The following is a 16,885-nucleotide window of genomic DNA, read 5'->3' as shown; positions in this document are numbered from 1 at the left end:
TTAGGCTTGCCTGGCTTGTGGAACGACGACAGATGCCTGACCTGAAACAGATGCCCGACCTGAAACAACTGAGATTTCTTGGCGTCCTGGCGGCGACAGCGCTCGGTCTGTATGTCTGCTATCTGCTGGCGCTGCCGTTTCTACCGGCTTTGACCTGGGCCCTCGTGCTGGCAATCATCCTTTATCCGGCTCATCGGCGGCTCGAGGGAAGGCTCGGAAATCGAAATCTGGCAGCCCTGATATCGGTTGGCGTCGCGGCGATCGCCGTCGGCCTGCCGCTGGTATTCGTTGCACAGCAGCTCGTTCGCGAAGCGGTAAACGGAGCCACCTATCTGGAGGGAGTCATCCGGGGTTGGGACGCGGATGGCTTCATGTCGAACTATCCCACACTTTCGGCCGTTGCCCTGTGGATCGAGGACCAACTCGATCCGGCGGGCTCGGTCGCCGCACTCGTACAATGGCTGACGGGACAAAGCACGTCGCTGTTGCGCGTCTCGATCAATCAGGCCGTGATGTTCGTGCTGACATTCTACCTGCTGTTCTATTTCCTGCGGGACCGCGAAGCCGCCTTGCAGGGGATCGAGGGTCTCTCGCCCCTGCGTGCTCCGGAGACGGCATACATCCTGTCCCGCTTTGCGGAGACGGTGCATGCGATCCTGATGGGTACCGTGTTCGTTGCCGCTGTGCAGGGAGCGCTGGGCGGCCTGATGTTCTGGTGGCTCGGCCTGCCCACTCCGGTCTTCTGGGGCCTGGTGATGGGACTTCTGGCCATCGTGCCAGTGCTCGGCGCCTTCGTGATCTGGGTGCCGGCAGCGATCTACCTCGCGTTGGAAGGAGCGTGGGCGAGCGCGGCGATACTGACGGTCTGGGGCGGCGTCGTTGTCGCCGGCATCGACAATCTGCTCTATCCGATGCTTGTCGGGAGCCGGCTGCGGCTCCACACGTTGGTGGCCTTCATCGGCGCGGTCGGTGGCATCGTCCTCTTTGGAGCATCAGGGCTCGTCCTCGGCCCTGCGGTGATCGCGGTCACCATCAGCCTCATCGATATCCTCAAGAACCGATTGAACGATCAACCCGAGGCGGCGCGTTCGCCTGTTTGGCGCGCAACCTAGATCATCGGCGCGAGAATGCGATTGGCGCGGTGCCTGTGAAACGGAAATGTCCTCGGGAGCCTCAGAACGCTTTGAAGGTCAGCGTCGTCAGCGAGCGGACGATGCCCGGCACATTGGCAACATTCTCGTTGATGAATTTGCCGATATCGACGTCATCTTCGATATAGACCTTCATCAGCAGGTCATAATCGCCGCTGGTCGAATAGAGTTCGGACGCAACCTCACGCTCGAACAACTCGTCGGCAACTTCGTAGGTCTTGCCAGGCGAACATTGAAGCTGCACGAAAACCGGTCTCATCGTATTCCTCGCATTGCAGTCCGGCCCTTCGGGCCGCTGCCTCAGCAAATCCCCGGCCAGAGTCAGGCGTCGCCTTCAGCCTGTCAACAAAGTTCTCGTCAGGGCGTGGTCAGGATCGGCAAGCCCGTCGATGACGTTGAAATGGTGCCGGTCTGGCTCCTCGATAGCTGACGTCCATGCACAGAGGCCGGTCCAGATGTTGGCGAGCAGGGCGTTCTGCCGGATGAACTCGGCGCGCTCGCCCGCGCCGACCCAGCAGGCCAATCGCGCTCCCGCCATGGGCTCGAGCAGGGCAGGGCTTTCCGCCATTGCTTCTTCCCGGTCGATCTTGAGATCGGCATTGGCAGCGATGTTCATCAGCGGCCGCAGATCGTGGAGCCCGGAAATCGACACCGTGGATACAATCCGCCGCTGCACGTCCCGCGAAATCGGCGCGGACGTCGTAATCATCCGCGAGGCGAGATGCCCGCCCGCGGAATGACCGGCGAGGCGGATCGGCCCTCCTATCATTCTCGCGGTAGCCTCGATCGCCGCCGCGACTTCCGTCACTATGCCGGAGATGCGGATATCGGGACAGAGCGTGTAGGAGGGCATCGCGACCGCATGGCCGCGTGCGAGGCTGCCTTGCGCCAGATGCGACCAGAGGCTTTTGTCGAAACGTACCCAATAGCCGCCATGAACGAACACGACGAGCCCTTTCGGCTCGCCTTCGGGCAAGAACAGATCGAAGCGGTTGCGCGGCCGGTCGCCATAGGAAAGATCGAGCTTCATCCTTCCCGTGGCTGAGAGCTTGTCGCGAAATGCCTTGGCCTGCTCCACCCACAGGCCGGGCCAGCGGTCGCCGCCCGGGATGTTGGGACCGTTCGCATAGGCGTCGTCCCAGTCTTCAACGCGACGGTAGATCATTACCCTCTCCCGCTCGATACAGGCTTCAATTGCCCGGCTGTGCCAATCTGTCCAGATGCAGCGAATATTTCAACCATGAAAGTTCATGCTTGAATAAATCCGGTTCGATGTCATCCTGCCGTCGAAACGCGCTGTCTGGACCAGGGGATTCCGGTATTGTGCGGGTTACGAGAGACGCTGCGATGGCAGGCTTTACGCCACCGACCGGGCGCAGGCGGTGTCGACAGAGGGCGTAGCTCATAGGGGCGGCGGCATGCGCAAGGGGGCGCGTCGTCGAGGGCCTCTATCGCGATCCGCGTACTGCGCATTTACGAGGGCGCGTTGGACGTCCAGAAGGCGATCGCGCGCCAGACGATGGGAGCATGAAGAACATGGATTGTCGCTTGTCGATTCAGCACCCTCACATCAGGATGGTTTGCGCAATCGTGGGAGTGGCGGCATGAAACTCGGACCAACCGCCCATACCGACACCTTCTGCCGTGACCACCTGCCGCCGCAGGACGAGTGGCCGGACCTGCCACAGGACGGCTTCGACTATCCCGACCAGCTGAATTGCGCGGTCGAGCTGACCGACCGCATGGTGGAGAGGGGCTTCGGCGACCACACCGCGCTGATCGGCAATGGCCGCCGACGCACCTACAAGGAACTGACGGACTGGACCAACCGGCTTGCCCGCACGCTGGTCGAGAACTACGGCGTCAAGCCCGGCAATCGCATCCTGATCCGCTCGCCCAACAACCCGGCGATGGTCGCATGCTGGCTGGCCGCAACCAAGGCTGGCGCGGTGGTGGTCAACACCATGCCGATGCTGCGCGCCGGTGAGTTGGCAAAGATCGTCGACAAGGCGAAGATCACGCTTGCACTTTGCGACACGCGCATCAAGGACGAGATCGTCGCCTGCGCAAAGGATAGCCGCTTCCTGAAGCAGGTGGTCGGCTTCGACGGCACCGCCAACCATGACGCCGAACTCGACCGCGTTGCGCTCGACAAGCAGGTCAGGTTCGAGGCGGTGAAGACCGGCCGGGACGATGTTGCGCTGCTTGGCTTCACCTCGGGCACCACCGGCGTTCCCAAGGCAACGATGCATTTCCATCGCGACATCCTGATCATCGCCGACGGCTATGCGAAGGAAATTCTGGGCGTGACGCCGGACGACGTCTTCGTCGGCTCGCCGCCGCTCGCCTTCACTTTCGGGCTCGGTGGGCTCGCGGTCTTTCCGCTGCGCTTCGGCGCCGCAGCGACGCTTCTGGAAAACGCGACGCCACCCAACATGGTCGAGATCATCGAGACGTATCACGCGACGATCTCGTTCACCGCACCGAGCGCCTATCGCGCCATGATGAAGGCAATGGACGAGGGCGCCAATCTCTCTTCGCTGCGCATCGCCGTCTCTGCCGGCGAGACCTTGCCCGCGCCTGTCTACGACGAGTGGACGCATAAGACCGGCAAGCCGATCCTCGACGGTATCGGCGCCACCGAAATGCTGCACATCTTCATCACCAATCGGCTCGACGATCGCATGCCGGGCGTGACTGGAAGGCCGGTAACCGGTTACGAGGCGAAGATCGTCGACGACCAGATGAACGAGATGCCGCGCGGTACGATCGGCAAGCTCGCCGTGCGCGGTCCGACAGGTTGCCGCTACCTCTCCGACGAGCGCCAGCGGGAATATGTCCGAAACGGCTGGAACCTGACCGGCGACGCCTTCATCCAGGACGAGGACGGACGCTTCCGCTTCGCCGCCCGCGCTGACGACATGATCCTGTCTTCCGGCTACAATATCGCCGGTCCGGAGGTGGAAGCCGCGCTGCTGGCTCACGAGCTTGTGCTCGAATGCGCCGTCATCGGCGCGGCGGACGAGGAGCGCGGCCAGATCGTCGAAGCGCATGTCGTGCTCGTCGAAGGCGCTTCGGCAGACAGAGAGACGGCACGGCTCCTGCAGGAGCACGTCAAGGCGGTCATCGCGCCGTACAAATATCCGCGCTCGGTCAAGTTCGTCGCCACACTGCCGAAAACGCAGACGGGAAAGATCCAGCGCTTTCGCCTGCGCGACGAGCAAGGCTGATGGCAAGAACAGCGCAGGACAACGGCATCGATCACATGATCGCCGTCGAACGGATCACAGCGAGGATGGAGTTCTGAACCATCGGCCGCGCTGCGGTTCAACAACAAAATATTTCGTCCGGGCTGGCAAAGCCACGGGGATTCTTTCATCGTGAGGACCCCAGAGGGTCCAGACAACGATACAGATAACAACGGGAGTAACACTATGAAGAACCTGATTGCAGCAAGCCTCGTGGCGCTTTTAATGGGCGTATCCGGTCTCGCTTCGGCCGAGCCGATCAAGGTCGGCATGATCACGACGCTTTCGGGCGGCGGCGCGGGCCTTGGCATTGATGTGCGCGACGGCTTCATGCTGGCGCTCAAAAAGGCCGGCAACAGCGAGATCGAGGTCGTGATCGAGGATGACGGCCAGAAGCCGGAACTCGCGGTGCAGATCGCCGACAAGATGATCCAGTCCGACCAGGTCGACATCCTGACCGGGATCATCTGGTCGAATCTAGCCATGGCCGTTGTTCCGAGCGCGGTTGCGCAGGGCAAGTTCTACCTGTCGCCGAATGCCGGACCCTCGGCGCTGGCCGGCGCGCAGTGCCACGAGAATTACTTCAACGTCGCCTGGCAGAACGACAATCTGCACGAGGCCATGGGCCAGTACGCCAACCAGGATTACAAGAAAACTTTCATCATGGCGCCGAACTATCCCGCCGGGACGGACGCCCTGACCGGCTTCAAGCGCTTCTACAAGGGCGAGCTTGCCGGCGAAATCTACACCCAGGTCGGCCAGACGGACTATGCCGCCGAAATCGCGCAGATCCGCGCCTCCGGCGCCGACTCCGTGTTCTTCTTCCTGCCAGGCGGCATGGGCATCGCCTTCATGAAGCAGTATGCCCAGTCCGACGTCGGCATCCCGATCATGGGTCCCGGCTTCTCGCTCAGCCAGGACATACTCGCCGCGGTTGGTGACGCCGCCCTGGGCGTCAAAAACTCCTCGCAGTGGAGCAAGGACATCGACAATGAGGCCAACAAGACCTTCGTCGCGGCCTTTCAGGCCGAATATGGGCGTCTGCCCTCGCTCTATGCCAGCCAGGGCTACGACACGGCGAACCTGATCCTCTCGGCCGCGGCCAAGGCGAGCGTCAAGGACGCCGACGCCTTCCGCGCCGCGCTGAAGGAAGCCGATTTCGAATCCGTGCGCGGGGACTTCGAGTTCGGCAACAACAACCATCCGATCCAGACCATCTATGTGCGCGAGGTGATCAAGGAGAACGGCGGCCTCACCAACAAAATTATCGGCACCGCCTTCGAGAAGCACCAGGACGCCTACGCGGCCGACTGCGCGATGAAATGATCATGCCTTCTCTCCGCTTGTGGGGAGATGGTACCGGCAGGGGATGATGAGCCGTATCTCCTGCCGGCTTCCCTGTGGCCTCCACCCCTCTCCCGCTGCTGCACGGCAGCGATCTGGTGTGCCTCCTGCAATTTGACCAGAAGAGCCTGACTGACCTTGCAAACCGCTCTTTTCATCGAACAGGTGCTCAACGGGCTGCAGCTCGGCGTGATGCTGTTCCTCATGGCCGCCGGCCTGACGCTCATCTTCGGCGTCATGGGGCTGATCAACCTTACCCATGGATCGCTCTACATGGTCGGCGCCTTCGCGTGCGCCACGGTCGCGGCGGCCACCGGCTCGTTCTGGCTCGGGCTCGCCGCCAGCCTCGCGGCGGCAGCTGCCGCCGGCGCGATCATCGAGATCCTTGTCATTCGCCGTCTCTACGAGCGCGACCATCTCGACCAGGTGTTGGCGACCTTCGCATTGATCCTGATCTTTTCCGAAGGCACGCGCTGGCTGTTCGGTTCTTTTCCGCTCTACCTCGACATTCCGCCACTGCTTCGGGGGACCGTGCCAATCCCCGGCGGCTCGCGGTATCAGCTCTACCGCCTCGCGATCATCGGCGTCGGCGTCGCGGTGGCGGTTGGGCTTTTCCTGCTGATCTCCAAGACGCGGCTCGGCATGCGAATCCGCGCCGGCGAATCTGATCGCGAAATGATCGGCGCGCTCGGCGTCGACATCCGCACGCTCTATACCGTCGTCTTTGCGCTCGGAGCAGGGCTGGCCGGGCTCGCCGGCGCGCTGGTCGGCGCGCTGCAATCGGTGCAGGTCGGCATGGGCGAGCCGGTGCTCATCCTTGCCTTCGTCGTCATAGTGATCGGCGGCATCGGTTCGATCAAGGGCGCGCTCGTGGGCGCACTCGTCGTCGGCCTCGTCGACACGATGGGGCGCTTCCTGCTGCCACAACTCTTCGGCCTCCTCATGAACCCGTCGCAGGCCGGCCTCGTCGGCGGCGCGTTGGCCTCGATGCTGATCTACATCGTTATGGCGGCCATCCTCGCGGTGCGGCCACAGGGCCTGTTCGCGGCGAGGGGATGAACCGATGACGATCTCCCGCGAAACCGCGATCAACGTCACGCTGGCCCTGATCCTGCTGGCGATGCCCTTTTTGGCGCTCCAGCTCGGCAAGCCTTTCTATGTAACGCTGGCCACCCGCATGGCGATCCTGGGTCTCGCCGCGGTTGGGCTCAACCTGGCGCTTGGCCTGGGCGGGCTGGTCTCGTTCGGCCATGCCGCCTTCTTCGGCGCCGGCGGCTACGCGGCAGGCATTCTCGCCAGCCACGCCTTTGCCGGCCAGCCACTCAATCTTGGCCTGTTCACCCTGCCGGGCACCAACCAGATGCTGGTGGTCTGGTCGGTGGCGGTTCTCGCGGGCGGGCTGCTGGCGGCCGCCATCGGCGTGATCAGCCTGCGCACCTCCGGCGTCTACTTCATCATGATCACGCTGGCCTTCGCACAGATGACCTACTATTTCGCGATCTCCTGGCCCGCCTATGGCGGCGAGGATGGATTGTCGATCACGATCCGCAACGTGGCACCGGGCATAAACACGCTCATACCGATCAACTATTTCCTCGTCTGCTACGCTTTGCTTCTGACGGCGCTCCTGATCTTCGCGCTGATCAGGGGGTCGCGCTTCGGCGCCGCGCTCCAGGCATCCCGTCAGAACGAACTGCGCGTTGCGTCGATCGGCATCGCGCCGTTTCGGATAAGGCTCGTCGCCTTCATCATCTCCGGCATGATCACAGCGCTCTCCGGTGCGCTTTATGCCGACCTCAATCGCTTCGTGAGCCCGTCGATGCTGTCCTGGCACATGTCGGGCGAACTCATCATCATCGTCGTTCTCGGGGGCGTCGGCCGGCTGTGGGGACCGGTGGCGGGCGCGATGCTGTTCGTGGTGTTCGAATTCGTCCTCGGCGGGCTGACCGAACGCTGGCAGTTCTTCCTCGGCCTCGCTCTCCTGGCTGTCGTGCTGTTCGCCCGTGGCGGACTCATCGGGTTTCTCGCGGGGAGAATGCGTCATGGCTGATGCCGTCCTTGCTGTCCGCAACCTTTGCAAGAGCTTCGGCGCGTTGAAGGCCACCGAGAATGTAAGCCTCGACCTGAAGCCGGGCGAGATCCATGCATTGATCGGCCCGAACGGGGCGGGCAAGTCGACCCTTATCCATCAGATCGCAGGCACGCTGGCGCCCGACAGCGGCGATATCGACTTTCTCGGCCGGCCGGTCGGCCATCTCGGCGTTGTCGAACGCGCCCGGATGGGATTAGGACGATCCTTCCAGGTCTCGTCGCTGGCGCCGGAATTCTCCGCTCTGCGCAACGTCATGCTCGCCGTGCAGTCGCGACAGGGCTCGTCCTTCCGTTTCTTCCGGCCGGTGATGGGCGATGCGTCGCTCATCGAGCCCGCAATGGCGTCGCTCGAGCGGGTTGGGCTGGCGACGCGCGCACGCGTCCCGGCCGCCGAGCTTTCGCACGGCGAGCGGCGCCAGCTCGAGATCGCCATCGCGCTGGCGCTCGGCTCGCAAGCCTTCCTGCTCGATGAGCCGATGGCGGGCATGGGGCCGGAAGGCTCGCGTTCGCTGACGGGCTTCCTCGACAGGCTGCGCGAGGAAGCGCCGATCCTCCTGGTCGAGCACGACATGTATGCGGTCTTCGCGCTTGCCGACCGGGTCTCCGTTCTCGTCTACGGGCGCATCATCGCTTCCGGCACGGTCGACCAGGTCCGTATCGATCCGGAAGTGCGGCGCGCCTATCTGGGAGATCCGGCATGAGCCTCCTCGAAATCGCCGGACTGGAAACCTTCTACGGTGCTAGCCAGGCTCTATTCGGCGTCGAGCTCGACGTCGCCGAAGGCGAGGTCGTGGCGCTGATGGGCCGCAACGGCATGGGCAAGACGACCACGATCCGTTCCATCCTGGCGCTCAATCCGGCTCGATCCGGAACAATCCATTTCGCCGGAAGCGAAATCCAGGTGATGCGTCCGCACCGCATTGCGCGGCTCGGCATCGGGCTGGTGCCGGAGGGGCGGCGCTGCTTTCAAAACCTCACCGTTGCGGAAAATCTCTCCGCGGCCGCGCGCCCCGGCCGCTGGTCGCTTGCGGAGATCAACGGACTGTTTCCGCGGCTCGCCGAACGGCGTGACCAGATGGCACGGACGCTTTCCGGCGGTGAACAGCAGATGCTGGCGATCGGCCGCGCACTGATGACCAATCCGCGCCTGCTTATCCTCGATGAGGCGACCGAAGGATTGGCGCCGGTGATCCGTCACGACATCTGGACGGTCATCCGTATGCTCAAGGCGGAAGGGCAATCGATCCTGATCGTCGACAAGACGCTTGCCGAATTGCTGCCATCCGCCGACCGCTGTTTCGTGCTCGAAAAGGGAACGACGGTTTGGACCGGCCGTCCCGTCGATCTCACGCCTGAACTGCAGGATCGTTATCTCGGCGTCTGATTGCGCACGGATGCGCCGCCGCCACGGGACGACTCTCATGGTGGCATCGAACAAGAAATTGCGTCGTGTATGTCACACTGGCAGACCCTGCCTCGTCATGATGTCGGAACCAACATAAGGAGACGAACCATGACTGCCAAACTTGATCTCTTCGCTGCCGCCCCTTCACTCATGAAGAGCTGGGCCGGCACATCGATGGCCATCGCTTCCAGCCTCGAGCCCAGCCTTATCGAACTCGTGAAGATCCGTGCCTCCCAGATCAATGGCTGCGCCAACTGCATCAATATGCATACGGCGGAAGCGCGCGCCAAGGGAGAGACCGAACAGCGCATCTATCTGCTGTCGGCTTGGCGCGAGGCCCCTTGCTACACGGACCGCGAACGCGCCGCGCTCGGCTGGACCGAGGCTCTGACGCGTCTTTCCGAAGGACATAGGCAGGAAAGTGCCTATGAAGCCGTGAAGGCTCAGTTCACCGACGAGGAACAAGTCAAACTCACATTGATGATCAATGTCATCAATGGGTGGAACCGCCTTGCGGTCGGCTTCGGCTTGTGGGTCGATCCCGCGGCCGCAAAGTCCGCTGTCAAGGCGGCCGCCTGATGGCTGGCGTCAGAGACGAGGATGCAGCGGCGAGTTTCGCCCCGCTGCGCCCAAAGCTCATGCGTGTCGCCTACCGCATGCTGGGCTCCGTGGCTGACGCCGAGGACGCTGTACAGGAGGCCTTCATCCGCTGGATGAGGGCCGACCGCAGCGAGGTGCGCGAGCCCGAGGCATTCCTGCGCCGTACTGTCACGCGGCTCTGCCTCGATCAGCTCAAATCAGCGCGACGCCAGCGTGAGACTTATGTTGGCCCCTGGCTCCCCGATCCTGTCTTGGAAGAGGAGGAAGAGGAAGACGTGACCTTGCCGTTGATGCTTGCATTGGAGCGCCTTTCTCCGCTCGAGCGGGCGGCCTTCCTGCTGCACGATGTGTTCGGGTTGGGATTCGAGGAAGTCGCAGCAACCATCCAGCGTGATCCGGCAGCCTGCCGCCAGCTTGCCGCGCGTGCACGCACCCACGTCCGCGAGGCGAGGCCTCGCTTCCAGGTGGAAAAACAACGTAGCCTCGAGCTTGCCGAGGCCTTCTTCAACGCCTCTCGCAGCGGTGACATGAGGGCGCTTGGTGCGCTGTTGGCGGCCGATGTTAGCGTCCATGCCGACGGCGGCGGCAAGCGTTCCGCAGCCATGCAGCCGATCTTCGGCTTTGATGCCGTCATGAAGTTGCACGAAAATCTGGCGGCTCAGTTCCAGAACTATGGCTCGAAACTCGTTCGTGCCGGATTCGTCAACGGATTGCCCGGTTTCATCACGCTGGAGGCTGATGGGGAACTCCAGACAACCGCGCTCGAAATCGAGGACGGAAAGGTTGCAGCGATCTATGTCGTTCGGAACCCTGACAAGCTGAGGCATCTGCATTAAAGCGCGTTTGAACGGATGCGACGCGCTTTAAGATATTGCTTTTAAGGAGGCAACGGCTTGGCGGTGAAGACGATCACGAGGACGGTCTTAGGAGGGCTCCTTACCCGTCCATTGTGACGATTAAGATAAGGCAGATGGTCCGTCGTCGCCTGGAGCGATGCGCACCGTTACGGCGTTCCGCGACGTTTTCGGGTTCGGTGGCGTCGCGGTCGATATCGGGACGCCTACCCGCGCTTTTTGCCCGCCAAGGCATGCTATCATTTTGGCCTTAGCTGACTCGATACTAAGCAAACCGGACGCGGGGATGAACGATCACCAGGAGGCAAGGAAGTCCTATGGTTCCGATCGTGCGCAGCTTGTTTATGGGCTGAGGCCGGACGGCACCTTGGCGCATATTAGCGAGGTTCAGCGCGGCATTGCTTGCGGCTGCAATTGCCCTGCCTGTGGCGGTCGGTTGGTGGCTCGAAAGGGTGATGAAAACGTGCCGCACTTCGGGCACGGCGATGGCGAAGCGTGCGGCAGCGGTCCTGAAACCGTTCTGCATCTTCTTGCCAAGGAGGTGTTCCGAACCAATCCGCCGCTACTTCTGCCGAAACGTCTTGGGCTTGATAAGGGCAACGTCGTGATGAAGCCGGGTCAGCAGGTCACGACCCAATTCCTTCGAACCGAGTTCACCGACCCGAAGAAGATCATCCCAGACCTCTATGTTCAGGCGCTAGATTATGACCTCTTTGTTGAAGTCGCGGTCACCCATGCGAGCGACGAAACCAAGATTCAACGCCTTCGGGAACACGGCATTATGGCCGTCGAAATCGACCTGTCAAAGTTGCCCCGAGACTCGACACGCGAGCAGATCGCGGATGCGGTGCTTCAATCTGCGCTACGGTGTTGGCTCTATCATCCCGATATCGATAGAGCGCTGGCGAAGAGCCGCGCTGACGAAGAGAAATGGCAGGCTGCACAGGCAAAGCGGTTCGCCGACTATCAGGCAAGGCATGAGAAGCGGGTTAACGAAACGACACGCGCCTATGTCGACGGGCTGAAACAACTGGCCGGAAAGAAGATTGTCGTCCCGCGTGATGCCGAACTTCAAGCGATCGGACTCGCCGAACAGGTTGGTATCGAGGTTGCCGGCTATGCATGTTTCACCGTCCCGCCTGCGGTATGGCAGGCCACAATCTTGGGGGAGGTCTTTCACGACAAGTGCCTTGGTAGCGGAGTTGCCAAGGCGGTGCCGATTGCCAAGCATTTGGAAAAGAGCGGGCTGATACGACCGCAATTTCAACGTGTCACTACCGAAGTCGCGAATAGCGCCGCTGTCGCCGAACCTCGCTTCGCGCCGGCCTGGAAGGCGATCGACAACTATTTGCAACACCTGCTCGGAAAGGGTGTTCTGGTTCAGCAAGGTTACGGCGTGACGCTGGAAAGGGCTCTTGCGGACAAGTGGACCGCGCGCACGCTGGCAAAGAATCGAAGAACCGCTGTGATGCATGCAGCGGTGCAGGCAGTTGATTGGATATTGGCAGAGCTTCCCGACGAAGAGCGAGGGGACATGACCTGCGAGTCGTGGCTGGATTCCATCCACGCGGAATCGGGCATGACATATCGGGCCGCGATTGAGTCTGATACCGAAGCCCCGAAGATCGCTGCCGACATAGACGCCGTTGTCGCCATGTTCGGAAAGAGCGGCGCGATTCCATATGCGACCTTGGGTTTACCTATTCGAGGCGCAATCGAGCGCTGTAAGACTCAGCGAGCAAAGCAAGCCGAATTGCTACGGCAGAAGCAGGTTCAGAAAGCCAACCGACTTCGGCAGTCACGCCGGGACCGGCTCTGCGTTGACGCTGAAACGGAACTGACTGGCCCTGATCTTGGCGCGTTCCTGAACACGAAACGCGACGATCTAAACGGCATGACGCCGTTGGAGGCGGCGGAGGATAGTGAGTCCGGGCTGACCAAGGCCCGCGATCAACTTTCCGCGTTGGTCAGGCAGCGCCGGGAGCAGGTGGAGGCCGATGCCGAGCGCAAGCTATATCAGGAGAAAATCATTGCTGACGCCAAGCAATCTTTGTCAGCGAAGGATGTCGAAACTTTCCTGAACGGCCGGGATGACGACTTAGGCCGGACAACGCCACTCTTGTACGTCCGGGATGACGCCACCTATCGGAAGGCACAAGGCAAGCTTGCTGAATGGCAGAGGGGGTTCGGCGGGCCGTTTTGACCATACGCAAAATCATGGTCGGCAGCAGTCCCGGACTTTTTTCTGCGCCTGTGGTCATTGACCGGCGCTAGGATTGAGCCGTCTTTCCGTGCTCACTTTTGTGCTCACTTAATCGTCGTAAACTGCCGTAAAACGGCGTAAATCAGCGTCAGCGGCGTGACCAATCTAACGCAGCTTTTCAGGACATAACGCACTGATTTCATTGTAGTGACCGACCCGAGACATAGGTGACGTTTTGTACCGGACACATGGGTAACACTTTTGGCTTTTGGCCGGAGGTGTTGATGCCGTGGAGAGAGTGTTCGGTGATGGAGGAACGTCTTCGTTTCGTGGCTCGCCTTCTCGATGGGGAAGGCATGAGCGATGTGTGCCGGGAGTTCGGGATTTCGCGTAAGACCGGCTACAAGATCTTCAACCGCTACAGGCGAGAAGGGGTAGAGGCGCTGTGCGATCGTTCGCGCCGGCCTGTGCGCTACGCCAACCAGCTGCCCGAGCCGATCGAGCGTCTGATCGTCGATTGCAAGCGCGACAAGCCGCACTGGGGCGCGCGCAAGATCAGGGAACTGCTGGTCAGGCGGCTGGCCGGCGACGTGCGTATTCCAGCCAAAAGCACCGTCCATGCGGTGCTCGACCGCCACGGCCTTGTGAGCCAGGCCCACAAGAGGAACCGGGCGAACAAGGCCATGGGCACGACGCTCTCGCAGGCGGTGCGGCCCAACGATCTGTGGTGCGCCGACTTCAAGGGCGAGTTCAGACTCGGCAACCGCCAATACTGTTACCCGCTGACGGTCACCGACCAGGCCTCGCGCTACCTGCTTGCCTGCGAAGCTCTTGAATCAACGAAGGAAGCCCCGGTCATCGAGGCTTTCGTCCGGCTCTTCAAGGAACGCGGCCTGCCCGTCGCCATCAGAAGCGACAATGGCGTGCCCTTCGCCAGTCCCAACGGCCTCTACAACCTGTCCAGGCTCTCCGTCTGGTGGCTCAGGCTGGGAATCGCCATCGAGCGCATCAAGCCCGGCCGCCCGCAACAGAACGGCCGCCACGAGCGCATGCACCTGACGCTGAAGAAGGAGGCCACACGCCCGCCGGGCATGAACGCCCTGCAGCAGCAGGCCGCCTTCGATGACTTCATGAGCGAATTCAATGCCGAAAGGCCGCACGAGGCGCTCGCCATGAAGACCCCGGCCGAACTCTATACGCCGTCCTCAAGACCCTACGGCGGGCTGCCGGACCTGACCTACCCCTTCCATGACAAGGACATCATCGTCACCACATGCGGACGTATCTGCATGATGAGGAAGAAGATCAACATCTCCCATGTGCTCGCCGGCAAGAGGCTCGGCATCAAGGAAGTCGACGACGGCATTTGGCTCGTCTCCTTCATGCACTATGATTTGGGATATATCGACTTGGAACAGAGGACCTTGCAAACAATCGACAACCCGTTCGGCACGAGGTTGTCACCCATGTCTTAGGTACAAGCTGTTACCTATGTCTCCGGGCCGGACATAGAATTTAGTGGTAGCGGGAGAGCGCTACCGCCTTTCCCCCCACTCAGAGACCATGCGATATTTTCTCCAGTGTCGAGCATGACGGGCCTATCTCGGTGTCGCAAAGACCCGTGGGTAACGTGAGAGCCTGACCCGAAGGCTATCCATAATGCAAACGGCGGCTTTGCGCCCAATGTCGGCCGTAGGGAATGCATTTGCCACTACACAAAAGCGGACGTCGCCGATGGCGACGCTGTAGGCGATCTAGCGGACGAAGCGGCCATTTGATCGTCCCGGTCAGAGTTCGACGGCGGTCGCAGCTTGGTCCGGACCGGGTGGACAACCTGTTGAAACCTCCAAGCTAGCCAAGCGGAAACACGCGAGCTCGCCTACGAAGTCTGCCCAAATCACCGCAGACACTTGGTGATGGCTATGAGATGGTCAATGACCACACGAATGCGGGCGGAACGGCCGATGTCGGGATGATAGATGAGCCACATTTCGCGCGTGGCTTCCTCGCTCTCGGCCACACAACGCAGATCTTTTGCCTCCTCAACCAGCACATGGGGCAGCGCCGCCAACCCCATCCCCGCCCGGGTGGCCGAAATCAACGACACCAGATCGTTGGCAAGCATTGCAATCGGGCGCCCTCGCGTGATCTGGCGCAGCCAGCGCTGCTGCGGCGAGGCTTCAAGCGCTTCATCATAGGCGAGGAAGACCCGATCCTCCTCAACGACCTCGTCCAGATAGGTGCACGAACCATAGAGTCCATAACGCAGACGCCCCAATTTTCGTGTCTTTAGGCCTCCGCCCGTTGGCCGTGAGAGCCGCAACGCGATGTCGGCCTCACGCCGCACTAGGCTTGCGGCGGCGGTGGCACCGATCACGTCGAGTACAAGACCTGGATAATCCCTTCCCAAGGCGGCAAGCCGCGGGACCAGCCAAAGGCTGGCGAAGGCAGGCGGTGCACTGATCCTCACCCGACCTTCGATCGTTGCCTCGCCACCATTTAGGCGCTGAATTGAGAAAACCGCCTCTTCGAGCACGCCCACGCGCTCGGCAATACGCTCGCCTTCCACGGTGAGCACATAACCGCGTGGCAGGCGATCGAACAGCTTCATGTTGAGCGCCCGCTCAAGGTTGTCGATCCGCCTTGCAACCGTCGAGTGGTCGATGCGAAGCCGGCGGGCGGTCGCCGAAAGATTGCCCTGGCGCACCAACTCGGCAAAGACGCGAAGGTCATCCCAATCCATGTGCGAATTTTTGCACAGAACCTGCGCGCGGATAAGGAATTTTCGCGGTTAGAGACTGCGCGCCTAATTGGTCACCTTACCCAGGAGATCAATCATGACCCTCAAGATTGCCATGACTGCCGTCGGCGGCGTCGAGGTTCTCAAGCCGGTTCGCGCGGATCTTCCGCCACCGTCTGCGGACGAGGTTCGGCTGCACCACACCGCGATCGGCGTAAACTTCGTCGACATCTACCAACGCATGGGCCTCTACCCAGTGCCTGCCATGCCCGCCGTTCTCGGTGTGGAAGGCGCCGGCGTCGTGGAAGCAGTCGGGGCCAATGTGAAAATGCTTCGCCCCGGCGACCGTGTCGCTTATGCAGGTTTGCCGCTGGGTAGCTATGCGGAGGCCCGCAACCTGCCAGCGAACAGGCTTGTGCGCATTCCCGATGGCGTCGACGACCATATCGCGGCGGCCGCCATGTTGCGCGGCGTGACCGCACACATGTTGCTCTATCGCGTTTACCCGGTGCGGCCGGGTATGGTGGTGCTGGTGCACGCCGCCGCTGGTGGATTGGGATTGATTCTAACCCAATGGGCAAAGCGTCTCGGCGCAACAGTGATCGGCACGGTCGGCTCGCACGAAAAGGCCGACCTCGCGATGAGCCATGGTCTCGATCACGCGCTCCTTTATCGCGAAACCGATTTCGTCGCCCAGGTGCGGCGTCTGACCGACGGCGGCGGCGTCGATGTGGCTTACGATGGCGTGGGCGGCGAAACGCTGACACGCACGCTCGATGCCGTGAAACCTTTCGGAATGATCGCGAGCGTCGGCCAGGCTAGCGGAACGCTGCCCGCGATCGCACTTGGCGAGTTGGGACCCCGACGGTCATTGTCGATTGCACGGCCCAGTTCTTTTGCCTATGCCAACGACACTGTATCCTACGCTCTCGCGACAGCCAGCTTGTTCGAGGAGCTTGGGCGAGGCCTGAAGATCAACGTCGGCCTCGAGCTTCCGCTCGTCGACGCGGCCCAGGCCCAAGCGCAGCTCGAGATAGGCGCGACCGTCGGCTCGATCCTGCTGAGACCGTGAACGGGTGATGGCTCGGTACTTACTCGAGGGCGCAGTGTTGGGTTACCGTGCCCGATCCGGTCATTTCGGGGGGAACTATCGAGCGCTTGCAACGGGTCACCTCACGACGAAAATCGTACCGACCTGAAGGTCCGCTAATTGAAGATCTGAGGTCTGAAGCTGCTAGTCAGCTAACGG

Annotated in this window: 15 protein-coding genes; 12 read left to right on the top strand and 3 right to left on the bottom strand. The window is 61.7% G+C overall.

Annotated features, from left to right (window positions below):
• Positions 1–32: 32 nt before the first annotated feature.
• On the top strand, positions 33–1,112 hold the full coding sequence (locus tag EJ066_RS01860; protein WP_126034545.1) for an AI-2E family transporter: 1,080 nt from the start codon (positions 33–35) through the stop codon (positions 1,110–1,112).
• 61 nt (positions 1,113–1,173) lie between these two features.
• Here the strand turns inward: EJ066_RS01860 and EJ066_RS01855 are convergent, their stop codons facing one another.
• Entirely contained in the window at positions 1,174–1,410 is a 237-nt protein-coding gene (locus EJ066_RS01855; protein WP_126034544.1) for an Lrp/AsnC ligand binding domain-containing protein, read from the bottom strand.
• Between the two features lie 75 nt (positions 1,411–1,485).
• Positions 1,486–2,316: an alpha/beta hydrolase gene (locus EJ066_RS01850; protein ID WP_126034543.1), complete on the bottom strand. Its 831-nt coding sequence runs from the start codon at positions 2,314–2,316 to the stop codon at positions 1,486–1,488.
• A 439-nt stretch (positions 2,317–2,755) separates the two neighbouring features.
• On the opposite strand from EJ066_RS01850, the gene EJ066_RS01845 reads away from it, so the two are divergent.
• The 10 genes from EJ066_RS01845 (at position 2,756) to EJ066_RS01800 (ending at position 14,371) form a co-directional block, all read left to right on the top strand.
• Positions 2,756–4,381 carry an AMP-binding protein gene (locus tag EJ066_RS01845; protein WP_126034542.1) on the top strand — a complete coding sequence of 542 codons (1,626 nt, stop codon included), beginning with the start codon at positions 2,756–2,758 and terminating at the stop codon, positions 4,379–4,381.
• A 204-nt stretch (positions 4,382–4,585) separates the two neighbouring features.
• Entirely contained in the window at positions 4,586–5,725 is a 1,140-nt protein-coding gene (locus tag EJ066_RS01840) for an ABC transporter substrate-binding protein (protein WP_126034541.1), read from the top strand.
• A 156-nt stretch (positions 5,726–5,881) separates the two neighbouring features.
• Positions 5,882–6,802 (top strand): branched-chain amino acid ABC transporter permease, encoded by a 921-nt coding sequence (locus EJ066_RS01835; RefSeq protein WP_126034540.1) that lies wholly within the window; start codon positions 5,882–5,884, stop codon positions 6,800–6,802.
• Between the two features lie 10 nt (positions 6,803–6,812).
• The gene (locus tag EJ066_RS01830) at positions 6,813–7,793 is read left to right on the top strand and encodes a branched-chain amino acid ABC transporter permease (protein ID WP_126043713.1); all 981 of its coding nucleotides are present in this window, start codon (positions 6,813–6,815) and stop codon (positions 7,791–7,793) included.
• The gene (locus EJ066_RS01825) at positions 7,786–8,535 is read left to right on the top strand and encodes an ABC transporter ATP-binding protein (RefSeq protein ID WP_126034539.1); all 750 of its coding nucleotides are present in this window, start codon (positions 7,786–7,788) and stop codon (positions 8,533–8,535) included. Before EJ066_RS01830 ends, EJ066_RS01825 begins: the two co-directional genes overlap by 8 nt.
• The gene (locus tag EJ066_RS01820) at positions 8,532–9,218 is read left to right on the top strand and encodes an ABC transporter ATP-binding protein (protein ID WP_126034538.1); all 687 of its coding nucleotides are present in this window, start codon (positions 8,532–8,534) and stop codon (positions 9,216–9,218) included. The genes EJ066_RS01825 and EJ066_RS01820 overlap by 4 nt, the downstream gene beginning before the upstream one ends.
• 129 nt (positions 9,219–9,347) lie before the next feature.
• Positions 9,348–9,818, top strand: coding sequence for a carboxymuconolactone decarboxylase family protein (locus EJ066_RS01815; RefSeq protein WP_126034537.1), 471 nt, complete (start codon positions 9,348–9,350; stop codon positions 9,816–9,818).
• Positions 9,818–10,675 (top strand): sigma-70 family RNA polymerase sigma factor, encoded by an 858-nt coding sequence (locus EJ066_RS01810; protein ID WP_126034536.1) that lies wholly within the window; start codon positions 9,818–9,820, stop codon positions 10,673–10,675. The genes EJ066_RS01815 and EJ066_RS01810 overlap by 1 nt, the downstream gene beginning before the upstream one ends.
• A gap of 304 nt (positions 10,676–10,979) precedes the next feature.
• On the top strand, positions 10,980–12,896 hold the full coding sequence (locus EJ066_RS01805; RefSeq protein WP_189644416.1) for a competence protein CoiA family protein: 1,917 nt from the start codon (positions 10,980–10,982) through the stop codon (positions 12,894–12,896).
• Between the two features lie 284 nt (positions 12,897–13,180).
• Positions 13,181–14,371, top strand: coding sequence for an IS481 family transposase (locus EJ066_RS01800; protein WP_126034534.1), 1,191 nt, complete (start codon positions 13,181–13,183; stop codon positions 14,369–14,371).
• Between the two features lie 422 nt (positions 14,372–14,793).
• Here EJ066_RS01800 and EJ066_RS01795 read toward each other — a convergent pair whose 3' ends face one another.
• Positions 14,794–15,639, bottom strand: coding sequence for a LysR family transcriptional regulator (locus EJ066_RS01795; protein WP_126034533.1), 846 nt, complete (start codon positions 15,637–15,639; stop codon positions 14,794–14,796).
• Between the two features lie 94 nt (positions 15,640–15,733).
• On the opposite strand from EJ066_RS01795, the gene EJ066_RS01790 reads away from it, so the two are divergent.
• A complete protein-coding gene (locus tag EJ066_RS01790; protein ID WP_126034532.1) occupies positions 15,734–16,708 on the top strand; it encodes a quinone oxidoreductase in 975 nt (324 codons plus the stop codon).
• Positions 16,709–16,885 lie beyond the last annotated feature (177 nt).

It is taken from the genome of Mesorhizobium sp. M9A.F.Ca.ET.002.03.1.2, from assembly GCF_003952365.1.
Classification (GTDB): Bacteria; Pseudomonadota; Alphaproteobacteria; order Rhizobiales; family Rhizobiaceae; genus Mesorhizobium.
This window is presented reverse-complemented; position numbering and strand designations above follow the sequence as displayed.

Coding starts and splice junctions, on each gene's coding strand:
- EJ066_RS01860 (WP_126034545.1), top strand. CDS start 33: ATGCCTGACCTGAAACAGATGCCCGACCTGAAACAACTGAGATTTCTT.
- EJ066_RS01840 (WP_126034541.1), top strand. CDS start 4,586: ATGAAGAACCTGATTGCAGCAAGCCTCGTGGCGCTTTTAATGGGCGTA.
- EJ066_RS01855 (WP_126034544.1), bottom strand. CDS start 1,410: ATGAGACCGGTTTTCGTGCAGCTTCAATGTTCGCCTGGCAAGACCTAC.
- EJ066_RS01820 (WP_126034538.1), top strand. CDS start 8,532: ATGAGCCTCCTCGAAATCGCCGGACTGGAAACCTTCTACGGTGCTAGC.
- EJ066_RS01790 (WP_126034532.1), top strand. CDS start 15,734: ATGACCCTCAAGATTGCCATGACTGCCGTCGGCGGCGTCGAGGTTCTC.
- EJ066_RS01805 (WP_189644416.1), top strand. CDS start 10,980: ATGAACGATCACCAGGAGGCAAGGAAGTCCTATGGTTCCGATCGTGCG.
- EJ066_RS01845 (WP_126034542.1), top strand. CDS start 2,756: ATGAAACTCGGACCAACCGCCCATACCGACACCTTCTGCCGTGACCAC.
- EJ066_RS01815 (WP_126034537.1), top strand. CDS start 9,348: ATGACTGCCAAACTTGATCTCTTCGCTGCCGCCCCTTCACTCATGAAG.
- EJ066_RS01800 (WP_126034534.1), top strand. CDS start 13,181: ATGCCGTGGAGAGAGTGTTCGGTGATGGAGGAACGTCTTCGTTTCGTG.
- EJ066_RS01795 (WP_126034533.1), bottom strand. CDS start 15,639: ATGGATTGGGATGACCTTCGCGTCTTTGCCGAGTTGGTGCGCCAGGGC.
- EJ066_RS01825 (WP_126034539.1), top strand. CDS start 7,786: ATGGCTGATGCCGTCCTTGCTGTCCGCAACCTTTGCAAGAGCTTCGGC.
- EJ066_RS01850 (WP_126034543.1), bottom strand. CDS start 2,316: ATGATCTACCGTCGCGTTGAAGACTGGGACGACGCCTATGCGAACGGT.
- EJ066_RS01810 (WP_126034536.1), top strand. CDS start 9,818: ATGGCTGGCGTCAGAGACGAGGATGCAGCGGCGAGTTTCGCCCCGCTG.